16 protein-coding genes, 1 pseudogene and 1 riboswitch are annotated in these 17,589 nt (G+C 44.5%); of the genes and pseudogenes, 4 read left to right on the top strand and 13 right to left on the bottom strand.

Annotated elements, in window-relative coordinates:
• Positions 1-95 precede the first annotated feature (95 nt).
• From T3H97_RS04415 to T3H97_RS04360, 12 genes and pseudogenes are all read right to left on the bottom strand, one after another.
• Positions 96-1,322 (bottom strand): RtcB family protein, encoded by a 1,227-nt coding sequence (locus tag T3H97_RS04415; RefSeq protein WP_328801795.1) that lies wholly within the window; start codon positions 1,320-1,322, stop codon positions 96-98.
• Between the two features lie 232 nt (positions 1,323-1,554).
• A pseudogene (locus tag T3H97_RS04410) lies at positions 1,555-2,985 on the bottom strand (metallophosphoesterase).
• A gap of 254 nt (positions 2,986-3,239) precedes the next feature.
• Positions 3,240-4,448, bottom strand: coding sequence for a M20 family metallopeptidase (locus tag T3H97_RS04405; RefSeq protein ID WP_328801793.1), 1,209 nt, complete (start codon positions 4,446-4,448; stop codon positions 3,240-3,242).
• A gap of 64 nt (positions 4,449-4,512) precedes the next feature.
• On the bottom strand, positions 4,513-5,400 hold the full coding sequence (locus T3H97_RS04400) for a MetQ/NlpA family ABC transporter substrate-binding protein (RefSeq protein WP_103049806.1): 888 nt from the start codon (positions 5,398-5,400) through the stop codon (positions 4,513-4,515).
• Between the two features lie 43 nt (positions 5,401-5,443).
• Complete coding sequence (locus T3H97_RS04395; RefSeq protein ID WP_023987133.1) at positions 5,444-6,106, bottom strand: methionine ABC transporter permease; 663 nt, start codon at positions 6,104-6,106, stop codon at positions 5,444-5,446.
• Positions 6,096-7,121, bottom strand: a complete 1,026-nt coding sequence (locus tag T3H97_RS04390) for a methionine ABC transporter ATP-binding protein (protein WP_025721288.1) — start codon at positions 7,119-7,121, stop codon at positions 6,096-6,098. Before T3H97_RS04390 ends, T3H97_RS04395 begins: the two co-directional genes overlap by 11 nt.
• A 314-nt stretch (positions 7,122-7,435) precedes the next feature.
• On the bottom strand, positions 7,436-8,437 hold the full coding sequence (locus tag T3H97_RS04385; protein WP_103049808.1) for a Gfo/Idh/MocA family protein: 1,002 nt from the start codon (positions 8,435-8,437) through the stop codon (positions 7,436-7,438).
• A gap of 197 nt (positions 8,438-8,634) precedes the next feature.
• Complete coding sequence (locus tag T3H97_RS04380) at positions 8,635-9,276, bottom strand: deoxynucleoside kinase (RefSeq protein WP_013308920.1); 642 nt, start codon at positions 9,274-9,276, stop codon at positions 8,635-8,637.
• A complete protein-coding gene (locus tag T3H97_RS04375; RefSeq protein WP_328801792.1) occupies positions 9,276-9,896 on the bottom strand; it encodes a deoxynucleoside kinase in 621 nt (206 codons plus the stop codon). The genes T3H97_RS04380 and T3H97_RS04375 overlap by 1 nt, the downstream gene beginning before the upstream one ends.
• A gap of 146 nt (positions 9,897-10,042) precedes the next feature.
• On the bottom strand, positions 10,043-10,642 hold the full coding sequence (locus T3H97_RS04370; RefSeq protein WP_025683815.1) for a response regulator transcription factor: 600 nt from the start codon (positions 10,640-10,642) through the stop codon (positions 10,043-10,045).
• Entirely contained in the window at positions 10,639-11,772 is a 1,134-nt protein-coding gene (locus tag T3H97_RS04365; protein WP_103049810.1) for a sensor histidine kinase, read from the bottom strand. Before T3H97_RS04365 ends, T3H97_RS04370 begins: the two co-directional genes overlap by 4 nt.
• A gap of 68 nt (positions 11,773-11,840) precedes the next feature.
• On the bottom strand, positions 11,841-12,902 hold the full coding sequence (locus T3H97_RS04360; RefSeq protein WP_013308916.1) for a Delta(5) desaturase DesA: 1,062 nt from the start codon (positions 12,900-12,902) through the stop codon (positions 11,841-11,843).
• A 213-nt stretch (positions 12,903-13,115) separates the two neighbouring features.
• A riboswitch (ZMP/ZTP riboswitch) is annotated at positions 13,116-13,200 on the top strand.
• 113 nt (positions 13,201-13,313) lie between these two features.
• Here T3H97_RS04360 and T3H97_RS04355 point away from each other — a divergent pair.
• The 4 genes from T3H97_RS04355 (at position 13,314) to T3H97_RS04340 (ending at position 16,540) form a co-directional block, all read left to right on the top strand.
• Positions 13,314-14,180 carry a bifunctional 5,10-methylenetetrahydrofolate dehydrogenase/5,10-methenyltetrahydrofolate cyclohydrolase gene (locus tag T3H97_RS04355; protein ID WP_328801791.1) on the top strand — a complete coding sequence of 289 codons (867 nt, stop codon included), beginning with the start codon at positions 13,314-13,316 and terminating at the stop codon, positions 14,178-14,180.
• Entirely contained in the window at positions 14,177-14,812 is a 636-nt protein-coding gene (locus T3H97_RS04350) for a cyclodeaminase/cyclohydrolase family protein (protein ID WP_103049812.1), read from the top strand. The genes T3H97_RS04355 and T3H97_RS04350 overlap by 4 nt, the downstream gene beginning before the upstream one ends.
• A 226-nt stretch (positions 14,813-15,038) precedes the next feature.
• Complete coding sequence (locus T3H97_RS04345) at positions 15,039-15,215, top strand: hypothetical protein (protein ID WP_328801790.1); 177 nt, start codon at positions 15,039-15,041, stop codon at positions 15,213-15,215.
• The gene (locus T3H97_RS04340; RefSeq protein ID WP_328801789.1) at positions 15,179-16,540 is read left to right on the top strand and encodes a stalk domain-containing protein; all 1,362 of its coding nucleotides are present in this window, start codon (positions 15,179-15,181) and stop codon (positions 16,538-16,540) included. The genes T3H97_RS04345 and T3H97_RS04340 overlap by 37 nt, the downstream gene beginning before the upstream one ends.
• A 57-nt stretch (positions 16,541-16,597) precedes the next feature.
• Here T3H97_RS04340 and T3H97_RS04335 read toward each other — a convergent pair whose 3' ends face one another.
• A complete protein-coding gene (locus tag T3H97_RS04335) occupies positions 16,598-17,581 on the bottom strand; it encodes a phosphotransferase (protein WP_328801788.1) in 984 nt (327 codons plus the stop codon).
• Between the last annotated feature and the right edge of the window lie 8 nt (positions 17,582-17,589).

Genomic DNA, 17,589 nt, shown 5'->3' with positions numbered 1-17,589 from the left:
CCAATGAAATACTTCTATTCATACTCAGAAGGACTATGCCCGACGAATGATCATTCCTGTCGGGTATAGTCTCTTTTTATTATTAAATCATCTCATTAGTCCTTGTAAGGGTCAAACTCATTGGCCCCAGCCATGCACACCCCAATAGGTTTCAGCTCATGCAAAACTTCCACAGTCTCCGAATGAGCGTCCAGTACCTCGTGCAGTTGACGATAGACGAACGGGCTTTCATCTGTACCGGCTCCGCGCAGCTCGACACCATAGTTCCGAACGGCCTCCTTCATCTGTACGTCCGTGATTTGTCCACCACTCCGTGTGCGGGTTTTCCAATTCATTTTACCGGCTGCCTGGGTACGACTCATAATACGACCTGCGCCATGGACTGTACTATAGTAGGAATCCCGATTTTCTACCGAATCTTTTCCACGTACAATCAACGAGATATCGCCCATGCTTCCTCCAATAAAGCCCATTTGACCAGGGGCCGAGGGAGTGGCGCCTTTACGGACCACAATGGTGTCACGCCCATCATGCTGTTCCTTCCATGCGTAATTATGGTGGTTATGCACCGTAAAATCCGCTTCGGTCCCCATAATACCAAGCACTTGTTCTATCACATAGTCACGTCCCGCATACGCATAGCGTCCGGCAAGGCGCATCGCACGGTAGTACATATCCCCCAACTCACTGTCTATATCTAGCAGCACAGGCGGCTGATCCATATGTTCTCCCGGCGCCTTTCCGAGAAACTCTCGTCCAGCGGCCAAGTTTAGAAACCCACTTGCTGTTTTGTGTCCAAAGCCCCGACTGCCGAAATGATTGGCAATCCAGACCTGCCCTGTCGCTTCCTCCACGAATACATCAACAAAATGATTACCACTCCCTACTGTACCCAGCTGTTCCCTCGCCAAGGACTTCAGTTTGTCATGTTCTTGTTTCCCAATCGCCGCATATACTGCCCAATCCGGGTCATCGAACAGCTCATGGTCTACCTGGACCGCATTCACACGACCTACACCAAACGAAATATGACGTGCAATCTCATCCATCACGGCTGAAATACGCGGCATAATATCTGCTGCAAACAGCTTCGTTCTTACCGCCTTATTCCCGCAGCCGATATCATACCCGACACCGGAAGGCGAAATTTGCCCATCATACACCATCACACCGCCAATCGGCTGACTGTAGCCTTTATGATGATCTGCCATCAGCAGCGCTTGAATCACATTACCGTTTTCGGCACATGTACGGGCTTGAGATAATGCTCCTGGATCAGGCGCTCCCCATACTCGTACTCCATTGATTTCTTGATAAGCCATCGTTTTATCCCTCCATATTTTGCAAGAAAATTTCTATATGTAAAATTGACTACTTTTAAACTTTGGGTCTCTTAATAGCATTATGTACGTTTTACCAGCTTCCGAACAGGGCGTAAGTATTACAAGTACAATAGTAGATATCCCCTAAGAAAATGAAAAAGGATATCCATGCAGCCAACCAGACTGTAGGATATCTTTTTATGATCAATTAGAAACCATTAAATCAATTATACTAATATTTTTTGGTGATTCCGAATTGATCCACAATAAAAGGTTTGGCATCATTTTTGTTTTGATCAATTTCATACGTTACGGCTGTAAGTTTATTTTCGTCTACGGTGATGCCAACAAAATTCTGTACCTGGCCTCGTGTAGGTCTACGATTGTCACTCGGATCTGGGCCATATACTGCCGCATGATTCTCTTCAGCTAGTTCAAAGAGATTATAGTACTTATCTCCAAGTTTTTCACTCGGGTTCTTGTATTAGACTTTGGGGCCAGCGGTTGCTGGGATGACATAGGTACTTCCATCTGGATTCACACTATATTCAATCGTCTTATCATTTAATGTATCTTTTAATTTTGTTGGCGTTGTTGCTTTACCCTCTTGGTTGATTGGTTTCGTACGAGCGTAAATATGATCGTGCCCCTGCACGACAAAGTCGATATCAAGTTTGGCCATTAGTGGAGCGATTTGGTTACGAACTCCATTCTTATCCATGATGTCAGAATCTGTTGCATGATTAGAGGTAGTGTAAGGACCCTTATGAATGTTAACAATGATCCACTTTGCACCTGCCTTTTTGGCTGCCGCAGCATCTTTCTTTAACCATTCGACTTGATCTTCAGAAAAATTGGCATATTTCTCTGAGTCCTCATTGGAGTTCAGTACGATAAAGTGAGCACTGCTGTAATCAAAGGAGTAGTACGCTCCTGTTTTAGTAGCAGAACCAGGTGGTTGATTAATATTAAAGTGATCATAAAAAGCGTAGTTCTCATCCTCGTGATTACCTGCTGAAGGAACAATAGTTGTATTCAAAAGACTTTTTTGTGAATGCCCCAACAACCAGTCCCACTGTTCTTCTTTGGTACCCGTGTCTACGATATCTCCGTTGTGGACTACAAACCGAGCATTACCTACAGTTTGAAGTGCTTTTTCGAGCGTCTGTGAAGACAATATGGCTTCATCTTCGCTCTTTGCTTGTGTATCAGCTAGATCAATGAAGGTAAATTCACCGCTCTTAGGAGCCGTTTGAAACGTACCTGTTTCGCTCCATATCCCGCGCGCTGCATCACCCACACGATAATAATAAGCTGTGTCCGCTTGAAAACCTGTAGCTACGGCTTTATGGACAAGCTCTTCTGCAGAATTGGTCGATGGAGAGGAAGTGCCTTCAAATGTAAGAGCACTCGTAAAATCAGCTTCTGAATCCGTTTTCTTTATTACTTGAACAGTGCTGTTCGTGAGAAGTTTTGAAGTATACCAGGTAAACCCTTTGGAGCCTTTAGTGTCTCCATAAAATGTAGCTGTAACTTTACTAATGCCATCTGTGTTCCCTGATGATTCAGCATAGACAGGCAAAGCAGACGGACCAGTAATCAAACCTAGCATAAGAGCAATAGACATAGATGTTACTGACCATTTTTGAAACTTCTTAAACATGTGTACACTCCTCTTTGCAGTTAATATGTAAAAGTTATAACTATAATCATAACAATCAAATGTTAGTACGTTGTTTTGGAAATATAGTACTTTGTAAAAATGAGGTTATGAGGGACCTAGCGATTGAGGAGCAAGGATAGCAGCTTATAAGAAAATGAAAAAGGATATCCATGCAGCCAAACAGACTGTAGGATATCCTCTTGAACTATAACATTCATATTAGGTGGCTCTGCTATGCCATGTGTGGACTTGGCTTATTGTGCCGCTGAATGCGTACGCTTAAAATCTTCCTTCACCGCAACCAGTAGTGTTTCATTCACCAGTAGCTCCAAGCCTGACAAGGCTAACGCTTTGGCTCCAGTCACTAAGGCTTCCTCACCCTTCTCAGAGCCAGCCGCTTCTCTGAATTCCACCGTATGAGCGATGAGATCATCCGGACCGATCTTAATGTAAGCATGTGCAGTCGGGATAACATGACTCACATTTCCCGCATCCGTCGAACCCAGTCCGGCACGAGGGCCATGATCCAGCTGTTCTCCCAGCGCTTCCAGTTCACGACCTACTACCTCATCCAGGGTATCGTTCAGAATGAAATCACGCACTTCATTTTGAAAACGTTCGATTTTCACAGTGGCTCCTGTTGCCAAAGCAGCAGCATCTGCGATATGGCGAACTTTCGTGGAAACCTCCTCTGTGCGCTGCCAAGTACTTGCCCGAATGAAAAAGCGTGCCGACGCATAGTCCGGAATGATATTGGGCGCGTCCCCTCCATGCGTAATGATGCCATGAATACGCACATCGGTCGGCAGTTGCTGACGCAAAGCATTGATACCGCTGAACAACTGCAGTACCGCATCGAGCGCATTTATTCCCTGTTCTGGTGATCCTGCGGCATGAGCCGCTTTGCCGTAAAAATGAAAATCTAGCGGGTCAACTGCCAGACTTGGTGAGGTCAGCCGGGTCACACCGGATGGATGAACCATCAGTGCAGCATCAATCCCTTCGAACAGCCCATGCTTCACGAAGCTGCCTTTTGCACTGCCATTAGGACCGCCTTCTTCCGCTGGTGTACCGAACACATACACCTCACCTCCCGTTTCGTCGATCACCTGCGCCAAGGCGATGGCTGCTGCCGTGCTTGCGGTTCCGATAATATTGTGGCCACAAGCATGGCCCAGACCGGGCAATGCATCATATTCAGCCAAGTATCCGATTTTCGGACCTGGTCTAGCAGAAGCCTTACGGGCAACAAATCCGGTTTCGTGTCCCGCTACATTACGAGTTACCTCAAACCCCGCTTGCTCCAAAATACCCGTCAGTGCCTGGGAAGCTTGAAATTCTTGATTGCCGATTTCGGGATTAGCATGAATAAACCGGCTCGTTTCCGTGTAAAGCTGACGAGACTCCTCAATTTCCTCAATAATCCGCTGTCTATGTGTATCGACCGTATTCGTTGTACTCATCGCAATCTCTCCTCGTTTCGAAAATAGATTAGTATGCTTCCAACCCTACTTCTGTTCAACATTCTTATTTCTTTTGCGCTTTAACATCTGCTACCAGCTTATCCAATGTGGCCTGTAGCTCTTCGGCAGACTGGTCTACCACGACGTTAGCTCCTTTGGAATCCTGTTTTACCGCCTCGGCTACATCAGCATCATGGTACAAATCCACGATCGTTTTGTAAGTCGCATTATCCTTATCATCCGCACGGGCAGCAAACACGTTCACATATGGCTTTGCTTCTTCGCTGCTTGCATCATCCTTGTAGATGGCTCCGTCCAGCTTGAGCCCAGCATCCGTAGCAACACCGCTGTTCACAGCTGAGGCGGCTACATCAGACAAGACGCGCGGCGTCTGCTGGGCAACAACTGGGACAATCTCCAGCTTTTTAGGATTACCTTCTATTTCATCCGTGGTTGGATACAGGCCCGCATCCTGCTTCAACTTAATCAGCCCTGCAGACTGGAGCAGTTTTAAAGCCCGTCCCTGATTGGAGGGATCATCCGGTATAGCAATTTTGGAGCCGTCAGGAATATCCGATACGTTTTTGAATTTTTCAGAGTACAGCGCCATCGGAGCGATAATCGTTGCACCAATAGGGACGATATTCACATCATTTTCTACATTAAACTGACTGAGAAAGGCCAAATGTTGAAAGGAATTCAAATCTACCTCTTTATTGGCGAGCGCCTTATTGGGTAATGTATAATCCGAGAAACTGATCAGCTCAATTTCAATATTTTTGGCCTCTGCTTTCTTCTTGAGCACATCCCAATACGTGTCTTCAGATCCTGAAACCCCGATTTTAACATGTACTTTTTCATTTGCATTTGAGCCCGAACCGTTAGCTGAGCAAGCAGATAGAACCGCTACACTAAGAATAGCCAGTAAACCCAAGCGAAATATTTTTTTCATTTTCATTTCCCCTTTAATCGTTATGTATAATACTCTGTTCCCATTAGCGCCGTAGAAATTTACGAGACAAGTAGTTCCCCGCATATTGGGCGACCTGTACAAAAAGGATCAGCAAAACAATCGTGACAATCATGACCGAAGTATCGAATCGTTGATAACCATAGGTCATTGCCAGATTCCCCAGACCACCTCCGCCCACCGTACCAGCCATGGCAGAGAAATCAATCAAGGCCACGGTAATAAACGTCAATCCTAGAATCAAAGGTCCCAGTGCTTCCCGAATCAACACACCCGTGATGATTTGAAATGGAGTCGCACCCAGTGCCTTGGCAGCTTCTATCATGCCCGGATCTATGGAGACCAGATTATTTTCCACAATTCTCGCTACAGCAAAGGCCGCTACAATAGTCATTGGGAAAATAGCCGCCGAGGTTCCAATCGTGGTTCCCATGATTAAACGCGTAAACGGGCTAATCGCCACTAAAAAAATGATAAACGGAATCGGGCGAATGATATTAATCAGCAAATTCAGAAACATAAACACAAATTTGTTTTCAAACAAGCTCCCTTTACGTGTCACATATAGTACTAAACCAATCATAAGCCCCAGAATACTGGCAAAAATCAGCGTGACAACAACCATCAAAAGCGTTTCCCCTGTAGCCTCCACTACCTTGAGCCAAAATGTATCCCAATTAACTCTCATGATCGACGACCTCCCTGACTTCCACCGTCGTTCGTAGTTCCTCCACGACCTTGTTAACTTCATCGTCTGCGCCGATTAACTCGACAATTAAGCTTCCGAACAGCGCTCCCTGTAGCTCATTAATACTTCCATATACAATGTTATAATCCAGATTATGCTTCCTTGTCGCTCTAGAAAGCACCGGTTCACTGGTCGCCCCACCCCGAAAAACAAGTCTGTACAATCGGCCAGCGTGATGCTCCCGAATCTTGCTCAGCAGTTTGGGTGAAAGCTGATCATTTAGTACAGAGCGAATAAAATTTTTCGTCGTCTTCGTCTGTGGATTGGCAAATACATCGAACACACTGCCCTGCTCAATCACCCTACCATTCTCCATCACCGCCACACGGTCACAAATACTGCGAATCACATTCATTTCATGGGTAATGAGCAAGATCGTAATCTGGTACTCTTCATTTACTTTTTTCAGCAGCCTCAATATGTCTTCTGTCGTTTCCGGATCGAGGGCCGAGGTCGCTTCATCACAGATGAGAATATCGGGCGAATTCGCCAGTGCTCTGGCAATGCCGACCCGTTGCTTTTGCCCGCCAGATAACTGCTCCGGATAGGAATCCGCTTTATCCTCCAATCCAACAAATTGCAGTAGCTCCTTAACACGAGCATCTATCTGTGCCTTGGGCAGTTTAGCCAGTTTTAGAGGATAAGCCAGATTCCCATATACAGTACGAGAGTTAAACAAATTAAAGGTTTGGAATACCATCCCGATCCGTCTTCTTAAATTTCTTAGTTCCTTGGGTCGTATCTGAGTAACATCCTGATCATTAACGACAATTCGTCCCTCTGAGGGGCGTTCTAGTAAATTGACAAGCCGGAGCAGCGTACTTTTACCTGCACCGCTAAAGCCAATCACGCCGAAAATTTCTCCTTTTTCAACCGATAACGAAACCTCTTCGAGTGCATTTACCTTACGATTGGGTAAGGTAAATATTTTGCTAACTTGTTCAAACTTTATCAAACTGCTTCCTCCTTACGTCTACAATGTATGTATTCCTCCATCCCATTTTAGTAATCCGGTGGATTTAATCGGATTTATACCCTAAAAAAATTCCCTAATCTTCGTTTGAACGAAGGTGGGATTATTTAACTGTATATTGCATTGTTAACACCTTAAGACAAGAAGGAGAATCTGTCAATAAAAAATGAATATAGCTTTCTGACTCCTGTCATCACAATTGCTTACACTTTTAGGGCTACAAAGCCAAATAAGGCTAACCGTATATTTGCAAACCGGCAGCCCTTTGTGCATTGTAATCTCGATCATTCCACTGACTAATGTGCAGAAGTATTTTTCAAATCTGCTTCATAACGAAGGCCGAATTGTTGTCTTGCCTCCTCCATCACTTCAGCGACTGTAAGTGAACACTCCAAGGAGTTAATGGAACTGTTGCGTTCACCACTCTTGATCAAATCAATAAATTCCTGAATTTCGTAATACATTGGCTCGCGCGTCTGAGCTTTGGTCAGATCCTCAATCGTGCCGTCCCGATAATGAATTTTCACCTCATAGGGCTGACTGATTTTGTCGATCACCATCGTTCCATTCTCACCCTGAATTTCAGCAGGCAGATAGGAATCTGTAATTTTGGAATACATGACGATAGCATCCATATCAGGGTACTTCATCACGATACTGCCCTCGCCATCGACACCAGAGGATAAAAGTACACCAACCGCCCGAACCTCCTCAGGTTTGCCGAACAAAGTCACCATAGGATACAAACAATACACTCCAAGGTCCATCAAGGAACCATTGGAAAAGGCCGGATTAAACGCATTCAATACCTTACCTTGCTTAAAAGCATCAAAACGTGAGGAGTATTGACAATAGCTTGCAAAATAACGCCGAACCCGGCCTATTTTATACATATGATCCTTTATTATTTTAAAGTTAGGCATAAGTGTGGATTTAACGGCCTCCATCAGCAGAACATCGTTGTTGCGCGCGGCTTCGATCATGCTCTTCACCTCTGCTGCATTAGACGCAAAGGGTTTCTCACACAACACGTGCTTTCCGTGATTCATACATAAGATCGCCTGCTCCGCATGTAAGGAATTGGGGCTGGCAATATATACGGCATCGACCTGATCACTTGCGGCCATTTGCGCCAGGTCTGTAAAAACCTCCGGCTGGCTGTTATATTTGTCAGCAAAAGCTTTGCCCTTATCCTCTGTGCGTGAGTATACCGCCGTCAGGGAAAATTCGTCCGTCTCCATCGCAGCTTGAATAAACCTTTCAGTTATCCAGTTGGTTCCAACAATACCAAAACGCATCACAGTATCCCATCCTTCCCGTGAGTCATTACAATTCATATGTACCTATTCTCGCATTCCAGCCTAATCTTGTCCACTATACCGTTAGTCATATCTCGTGCCTCAACATGTTCATTCGACAAAAAAAGACTGCGGTCTATCAGCTTAATTTATACTGATTGTACCACAGTCCTTATTATTTATTTGGGGTTATAACTCTACTTTTTTGATATTACTTTTCCTACTTCTTCCAAAATAGCATCCATGGAAGCAGGGTCATGTACATCATACTCATCAATGTTCAGACGCAGTACAGGACAGGCATCAAATTCGTTGATCCAATTGGAATATCTGCGATGCATTTGCTCCCAATAAGAACGCTCGGTCTGGATCTCCATCTCGCGACCGCGCTCCTCAATCCGACTCAGAATGGAGGGCAAACTGCCTTCCAGATAAATCAGCACATCAGGGTGAGGGAAAAACGGTGTCATCACCATCGCCTCAAACAGGCTAGTATACGTTTCATAATCGGTAGGATTCATCGTTCCCTGATCGGCATGCATTTTCGCAAAAATGCCTGTGTCCTCATAAATAGAACGATCCTGCACAAAGCCTCCACCGGACAGGAAAATATTCTTTTGTTCCTTGAAGCGTTCCGCGAGAAAATAAATTTGCAAATGAAAGCTCCATCTTTCGAAATCGTGATAAAATTTCTCCAGATAGGGATTATGATCGACCTGCTCCAAAGAGGTTTTAAAACCAAGGCGTCCGGCCAAAGCACCAGTCAGCGTGGATTTACCTACACCCACTGTGCCCGCTACCGTAATCAGGGCATTCGCAGGAATGTTGTAATTATTCACTATATAAGCTCCTTTACATCGGAAACAATTTGTTTAAATTGTGCCTGGTTTTCTACAAAATCAATTTCATTCCCATTCACGGTCAATATACGAGGGGAAGGGGGCTGTTCAGCGAGAAACTGCATGCCTTTATCATAATCTATGATCAATTGCTCCAGATAGGCGGGGTCCATCTCCTGTTCAAAAGAGCGTGCACGCTTGCGAATTCTCCCCAGCAAGGTATCCAAATCTGCTCTAATATAAATGATAATGTCCGGCTTAGGCATATCATCTGTGAGCAAATGATAGATTTGACGATATTTTTCGAGCTTCACACCCTTAAGCGTACGTTCAGCAAAAATCAAATTCTTGTAGATATGGTAATCAGAAATAACGGGCTGAGCTTTCTCGATATATTGCAGACCAGTATCCTCCAGTTGCTTGTACCGATTGCAGAGAAAGAACATTTCCAGCTGAAAACTCCACTCATCTATATTTTGATAAAATTTATCGAGAAATGGGTTCTCCTCGACAATCTCTTTGATTATCGGCAAATGTAGCTCGGTTGAAAGCATCGAAGCTAACGTCGTTTTACCTGCTCCGATTGGCCCTTCAACGGCTATAAATGGGGCTTGTTTCATGGGGTTCTGCTCCTCCTTGTACTCCAGTCCATCCTGTGGACAACTATCCTATTGTATCACAAGGTAGTACGCTAAAGGCATACCAAATCTATGGATAAAACAAAAAAAACAGAGCGCTATATTTTGCTTCATAGCGTCTCTGTTTCTCATTTAAACCAACCTTTTTCATTAAAACGGGTAATTGCCTCGATCCGGTTACTGACACCCAACTTATCGAGAATGACTGAAATATAATTGCGCACCGTCCCTGTCGTTAAATACAGTTCACCAGCAATCTCTTTTGTGTTCTTTCCGTCAGCAATGAGCGCCAAAACGGTTTTTTCACGCTCTGTTAGCGGGTTGACTTCGGCATAAGCATCATCGACCAGTTCCGGAGCATAGATACGCCGACCTGCCATAATACTTCGAATGGATGAAGCCAGCTCTTCACTGGGACTGTCCTTGAGCAGATAACCGTGTGTCCCCGCCTTGATCGCTCGTTCAAAATACCCGGGGCGAGCAAACGTAGTTAAAATCAGCACCTTGCAGTTCAAACCTTTGAGTTCCTCAGCCGCATCCAATCCGCTCTTGATCGGCATTTCGATGTCCATAATGCATATATCGGGCTGATGCAGCTTCACCAGCTCTAAAGCTTCTTCCCCGTTGCTAGCTTTTCCGACTACTTTCATGTCCTCTTCCAAGTCCAGCAGGGAGGCTAGAGCACCCAGTAGCATACGCTGGTCCTCCGCGATAACAATTCGAATCATGGCCCCACCTCCTCATTCGGCTTTTCAGTGATATTGGGCACTTTAATGACCAAGGTCGTTCCCTGATCTGAACGCAGCTCCATACACCCGTTCACGAATTCGAGCCTTTCCTTCATGCCTTGCAGGCCATTTCCCCGAAAGGCCCCATTTTCCCCCGTAGCGCCGACTCCATTATCCTGAATCCGAAGGGTTAATTCCTTACGAGACGGCTCAATGGTGATGGAACAAGCGGTGGCTCTACTGTGCTTAACCACATTTGTCACTGCTTCCTTCATACACATACTAAGTACATTTTCATTCATTAATGACGTATGTTCCAGCTTCGGGTCGCCCTCTAGAGTCAATTCAATGTGAGCAGCCTTTAAAATCTGCCGAATACGTAGCAGTTCATCCTCTAGTCGCATACCGCGCATTTGAGTAACCATTTCCCGCACCTCTTTTAACGCGCTTCTCGCTGTGAGACGAACATCGTTAATTTCGACATGAGCACGCTCCGGGTACTGATCCATCAGTTTGCCCGCCAAATCGCTCTTCAGCCCAATGAGTGACAGCTTCTGACCTAAGGTATCGTGCAGGTCGCGCGCAATTCTTTGCCGTTCCTCCAGCTTAATCAATTCCGATATTTTCTTATTGGCATCCTCTAATTGGACTTGGAGCCGATCGCTTTTGTTGCGATTAAAATTCGTAATCGGAAGGAGAATCACACCGATCAGATTGAGCAGGATAAAAGGAATCTGTTTAATAAAAACGGGATTCTGAGATACAAAACCGTAATTGATCAATCCAATCGTAATAACCATTAAAATGATATACAGCGTCGTAAATGCAGCCTTACTTTTAATATTACCGATCAAATAGGCGATAAATATGGAAAAATACATATAGCTAAACAGCAGTGTCATGGTAATCGATATGGCAATCTGTACACTGGTCCAAAAGTATATGAGCCAGCCTTTTGAGACAAAAGCCAGTACATAACATGCAAAAAACACCAAAATAATAGCAGTACCCAGAATAATATGACTTGTAGATGAAGAGCTAAAGTAGTAAAAGGGCAGGATATAAAAGACGACCCACACATAAGGGCTAAGCCCGGTATTTCTTTGGAAAATCTGATACCATTTTTGCATCCTGCCCACCCTCTTCTACTTCACATGACTTATATCCCTTATCTTATCATACCAAGTTTTGTACAACGTTATTTTCTTTCTGTGCTTACAACAGGTGTAGGGATGGGTTTCGTAACTGCAACACGTTTGCTGAGGAGCGGCTTCACTTGTTTAAAGGTCAAAAAGGTTTTCGTATTTTCATCCCAAAGTCGGAACTTCAACGATTGCAGACTGCTACTCACTGTGATCGTGGTCGCCTTTTGAAGTAACGGTGTCGCTTCATGCGCTTTCTCCAAATTATAATTTGGCACTTTGGGACTCAGGTGATGAACGTGATGAAATCCGATATTGCCCGTAATCCATTGCAATACTTTAGGAAGCTTGTAGTAAGAACTGCCTTCTACGGCTGCATTAATATAACTCCACTCTTCATCGTGCTCAAAATACGAATCCTCAAATTGATGTTGTACATAGAACAACCAGATTCCCAACATACCGGATACAAAAAAGATAGGTGCCTGTACGAGAAGGAAGGCCTGCCATCCAATAGCCCAGCACAACAGTGCATACAATGCAACGATGGATATATTCGTCACATGAGTGTTCATTTTTTCCTTGCGTTTGGCTGTCTTGATATTAAAGCGATAGGAAATCAAAAAAGTATAGATCGGACCTAGTCCGAACATAACCCAAGGATTTCGATATATGCGATAGGCCAACCGTGTCCATGTGGAAGCCTCTGTGTACTCTTCTACCGTAAGCACCCACATGTCACCTGTGCCTCTTTTATCCAGATTACTGCTGGTTGCATGGTGGATCGCGTGACTATTTTTCCATTGATGATAAGGACAGAGCGTAATAATACCTGTAATCGTTCCCACAATGTCATTCAGCTTGCGGCTTTTGAAGAAGGATTGATGACCACAATCATGAAAAATAATAAACGTCCGTACCACAAACCCCGATGCAACAATGGCAATGGGAAGCGTCAGCCAGTACGAAACCGACAGACTAAGATAAGCAGCATACCACAATAGGATCAGTGGCCCCAAGGTATTGATGAGTTGCAGAACGCTGGATTTTGTGTTTATTTTCTCATAGGGAGCCATATTTTTTTTCAATTGGGCTAATGGGAGTTGTGTCATACTCATTATGATCCTCCTTTAAAATGACGCCTATACCTTGATCCTGTTAGGCGTACATGTTGATCTAATCTCAGTATAAGGTAAAGCCTCTAGGCGCTGTAGTCATAAACGTCAGCTCGGGTATATGACATTTGTCATATAGACAAGTAACACAACCCGTTTTCCAAATGTTCGCGGGTTTCTTTTCTGATGATTATTTGTTAAAATATAAGCTATAATAACGCTGTATGTGACTGGCGAAGTCAGTGGAATGAACCACGAGGGAGCATACAAAAAAAGCGTACCGTTCGCCTGGGAGAAGTATTTGCAGAGGATTCGTCTGTCTTGACGGCCTTGTGCAAATACTTTTTTTCGTTTTTACAAGACCATGACACCCTGTTGATAAATCATGCGATAAATTCAGAGGAGGCTCGGACTATGGCTATTATCATGAAATCCAAAGAAGCAGCTGAGCAAGTATATGCAACGATCCGTTCACAGGTAGAAGAAATGAAGCAGCAAGGACACCGTCCCCATCTGGCGACCCTATTGGTAGAAGGTGATCCGGCATCTGCCTACTATGCCCGGACCAAGCAAAAAATAGCGGAGAAGCTGGGCATCTCATTTCATCTCCATACTTTTGATCGTCATGTTAGTGAAGCCGAGCTACTGCACCTGATCGGCAGTCTGAACGATGCATCCCATGTACATGGCATTATGCTGGAACTGCCGCTTCCCCAACATCTTTCTGCCTCCGTTATTAAACAATCCATCGCCCCCTACAAGGATATTGATGGGATTACACCTGATAACAAACTGGCTACCGTAACAGGTGACACCGGACTATATCCCGCAACACCTCAAGCCTGTATCGAGCTGCTCAAGCATTACGGTCACACATTGGCAGGCAAAAATGTTACTCTCGTGGGCATCGGACAAACAGTGGGACTTCCCCTTTTCCACATGTTGCAAAGAGAAAATGCCACCGTTACCGCCTGTCATGCAGGTACACGCGATATTGCAGAGCATCTGAGCCATGCAGACATTGCCTTCGTCGCAGTCGGATGCCCTGATGTGATTACACAGGATATGGTTCATCCCGGTCTGATTTTGGTAGATGCGGGAATTAATGAGACGCTAGAGGGAAAAATAGTGGGGGATGCCGCTTTAGACGTTGGGGAAAAGGTCCATGCCATTTCTCCGGTTCCCGGCGGCGTTGGCACCTTGACGACTGCGATTTTGTACAAAAATCTGCTCAAAGCAATACATCTGCAACACTACTCCAGAGAGGTGGTCTACTCATGAGTGAACTGTCGTGGAACAATTCCATCGGGCATTTTCTGAAAGAGGCTGCAAGTGCAGCGCCTACCCCCGGCGGAGGAAGTGTATCCGCACTGGCTGCGGCACTAGGCGCGGCTATGACCTCCATGACCGCCAACCTTTCACAAGGAGAAAAATATGTGCACATCCATGAACAAATCACGGATGTCATTAGTAGCATGGAAAGATTGTCTACACATTGTGAGGAACTAATGGTCGCAGACATCCAATCCTTTGAACAGTACATGACCGCACTGCGCTTGCCCAAGGAAACAGACGAAGAAAAGCGCTATCGTACCCATTCCTTACAGACAGCGGTGATCGCTGCCATTGAGGTACCCATGCGCCTGCTGGAAGTATGCCGGGACGGATTGTCGCAAGCCTACAACATTGTGGAAATGTCCAATAAAAATGTGATTTCGGATCTTGGCATCGGCGCGATCCTGTTCGAAGCAGCAGCTCAATCTGCCCTGCTTACCGTCGACATTAACCTTGCTTCACTGAAAGACTTGGATGTCAAATACTCCTATGAGACCAAGACAGCCGCACTCATCCGTGAAATCGGACAAATCAAAGAACAAACCTTGTTGATGGTGCGCAGTCGAATAGCGAATTAGTCTGCTCATAACCGTGTTTAACCTGTTCGAACCAACATATTCTGCTTACTCGTTAAAAGAAATAGCCTCCAAATCCATCTCTAATCGTGGGTTTGGAGGTTATTTTATTGAAATTCATACATTCTGGAAAACTTTTCTATATGATCTACGTCTATGGATAGGGGGATATTCTCCAAACTATCATTTTTTATTTTATACACATTGATCAAGAAATGAGGAAAATCGTATGAAAAGACGGGCTCTATTACTCAGTATAATCACGTTATTACTGCTCAGTACAAGTGTATGGGCGGCCGGAGATAACTCCACATCCCATATTCGCTCCTATGATTCCGGGAGTCTGATTCAATCCGATGGAAGCTTGTGGTGTGGGGTTATAATCAGTCCGTACCGACTCGTGTAGAGGGTAAGCCGGACGTTGAAAAAACATTTTCTAATATCATCAACGAGGGCGATCTAGTATTTACCTTACAAGACCACTCTGCTTGGTATGTGCCTAGAAATAATATTGCTGAATCCGTGAAATTCGTTCCTCTGGAAGGATTACAGAACCTCGCAGCTGTAAGTAATTTGAATGATCATGTGCTCGCTCTGAGCAGCGAAGGCAGCATATCTTCCGCTGAACGGCTCGACAATGGAAACATCTCTAGTCCTTTTCAAACCCTATCTGGCATCGACGAGGTTGCCAATATAGATAGTTACTATGAGGAAAGACCGGATTATGAGGAACGCTGGATATTTCTAAAGAAAGACGGCAGTGTATGGAAAAATACAAAAGCCTTGCAGGGCTTCGAACCTATTTCATCATTAAAGGATATTACGGCAATCGCTAAAAACATAGCCTTAAAAAAAGATGGCACCGTGTGGACGTGGCCCAAAGAATTTGATAAAAATGCAACTAAGTCCGAAACTCTATCCGTATCGCAAATTCAAGCCTTATCGGATATCGAGACAATCAAGGCCAATAGGTATTCCAATCTCGCGATTGATCAGCAAGGTCGGCTATGGTTCTGGGGTGCTACAGTTACAGGTTACTCAGATAATACAACCTATCACAATGAAAATACCCCTGTACTATTATCAGGAGTAAAGGATGTTAAAGACGCCTTTTTCGCCGAACGCTCCATACTCGCCCTCACCACAGCTGGGAATGTATATGTTGCGTCTCTAGATGGTGAAAAGTTACCATCCAATGCCCCCTTTACATTACTTGCTAAAAATATTCAAAGCATCAAAGCAGGTCCACGGCACGTAATCATGCAAAAAGCAGATGGGGCCCTATGGGGCTGGGGTGTCAACAAACACGCGCAGCTCGGTATAGGAGACTATGAGTTTCTGTATAGTTCACCAGTTCCTGTACAAAAACCGATTCTTGTCCGTCTCAATGGTTCGCCTGTCTCTCTGAGTAATGGTGTCATTACCCGCAACGGGCAAGCGTTTATTCCCCTTCGTTCTGTTTTTGACAAACTGGGGGCTGAGATCGCTTATGATTTCAACAGCAAAATAGCGAAAATGAATCAGTCTAAGACAGAAGATCATCCTGTCTCTCTAGAAGTAAATTTCAAAACCAGCCAAACAAAAGTGAACGGTAAAGCCGTAAAACTCACCAATCCGCCCTTCATGGTGAATGGAATTGGTTATCTTCCACTAAGACTACTCAGCGAAATGCTGGGGGCCAAGGTAGATTGGATACAAAAAGAAGATACTATTGAAATTACGACGAAATAGTAAATAAAAACCAGTCCAAACATGATTCATGTTGGACTGGTTTTTTATAGATAACCCCTACATATCTGCTAATAAGTCAGGCAGAACTTTATAATTTCTAGCAAGCCAGTTCATTTCTTTAGCAAATCGGATAGGCACAGAATGTTCATCTATGTTGGCGTTGATCCACCAAACACTTTCCATATACCACAGCCATTGTAATGATCTTGTTAAACACCCCCCTACCATCGTATGCTCTTCCCTGTACCCCGCCATAAATGCTGAAACAAGGGGAAGTTTTAACTGCTTATCCCAGGCAAAAGACATGACTGCTCGGGCAATATCCAAATGTGGATAGTCATAATCTAGTCGGTCAAAATCCAGAATTGCACTGAGCTTATCATCATTGAATAGAACATTGTCCGCCCAAAGGTCACGATGGGCCCAACCGGGTGGAGGTGCATCCATCATCTCGATATGTATCATTTCTGTTGCTTTGCGCTGGGTTTCGATATCAGCCAAAAGCTCTTTTTTATCGGCTTCCTCCGCTTGTTTCCATACTGAATCCCAATGGGCTAAACGTTCCTCACGGCTGGAAAGCACAAGTTTCGTTGTACTTTTGCTCCTGAGCGTCCCGTCGTTTAACCAGCGATGCATTTTTCCGGTTGCCTTGCCTAGTTCATATAATTGGTAAACATTAGCTTCTCCTGGTGAGACCAACGTCCCTGGGCAAAATTCCATCACTAGGAAGCGTTCTCTACGATCAGATTCCATAAAGACTTGCCCCTCATGATTAAATAACCGTGGACACGCCAGACCAAGCCCATGCAATCTTTCTTGTTGATAAAACGCTCTCAAAAGATCATCAAAATTATAATCCTTATATCTTTGTTTATTATATTGTTTCAATAAATAAGTCCCATTGTTCGTGGTGATTTTCCATTTTAGATTTAACCACCCTCGTTGGATGGGAACAGATTCAATTATATTTAAACCGAAAAATCGATGAAATGCTTCCATTAGGTCAGCCTGAATGATTTCATTTGTCGAGGATGTTTCCACTAGACTCA

Source organism: Paenibacillus sp. LX16 (assembly GCF_036252815.1).
Classification (GTDB): domain Bacteria; phylum Bacillota; class Bacilli; order Paenibacillales; family Paenibacillaceae; genus Paenibacillus; species Paenibacillus polymyxa_B.
Note: the sequence above shows the minus strand (reverse complement) of the source record. Positions and strands in the feature narration are given on the sequence as shown.

Excerpts from the sequence above, each read along its gene's own strand:
- T3H97_RS04345 (WP_328801790.1), top strand. The coding sequence starts at position 15,039 with ATGAAAAGACGGGCTCTATTACTCAGTATAATCACGTTATTACTGCTC.
- T3H97_RS04405 (WP_328801793.1), bottom strand. The coding sequence starts at position 4,448 with ATGAGTACAACGAATACGGTCGATACACATAGACAGCGGATTATTGAG.
- T3H97_RS04350 (WP_103049812.1), top strand. The coding sequence starts at position 14,177 with ATGAGTGAACTGTCGTGGAACAATTCCATCGGGCATTTTCTGAAAGAG.
- T3H97_RS04370 (WP_025683815.1), bottom strand. The coding sequence starts at position 10,642 with ATGATTCGAATTGTTATCGCGGAGGACCAGCGTATGCTACTGGGTGCT.
- T3H97_RS04360 (WP_013308916.1), bottom strand. The coding sequence starts at position 12,902 with ATGAGTATGACACAACTCCCATTAGCCCAATTGAAAAAAAATATGGCT.
- T3H97_RS04415 (WP_328801795.1), bottom strand. The coding sequence starts at position 1,322 with ATGGCTTATCAAGAAATCAATGGAGTACGAGTATGGGGAGCGCCTGAT.
- T3H97_RS04375 (WP_328801792.1), bottom strand. The coding sequence starts at position 9,896 with ATGAAACAAGCCCCATTTATAGCCGTTGAAGGGCCAATCGGAGCAGGT.
- T3H97_RS04365 (WP_103049810.1), bottom strand. The coding sequence starts at position 11,772 with ATGCAAAAATGGTATCAGATTTTCCAAAGAAATACCGGGCTTAGCCCT.
- T3H97_RS04385 (WP_103049808.1), bottom strand. The coding sequence starts at position 8,437 with ATGCGTTTTGGTATTGTTGGAACCAACTGGATAACTGAAAGGTTTATT.
- T3H97_RS04355 (WP_328801791.1), top strand. The coding sequence starts at position 13,314 with ATGGCTATTATCATGAAATCCAAAGAAGCAGCTGAGCAAGTATATGCA.
- T3H97_RS04395 (WP_023987133.1), bottom strand. The coding sequence starts at position 6,106 with ATGAGAGTTAATTGGGATACATTTTGGCTCAAGGTAGTGGAGGCTACA.
- T3H97_RS04400 (WP_103049806.1), bottom strand. The coding sequence starts at position 5,400 with ATGAAAAAAATATTTCGCTTGGGTTTACTGGCTATTCTTAGTGTAGCG.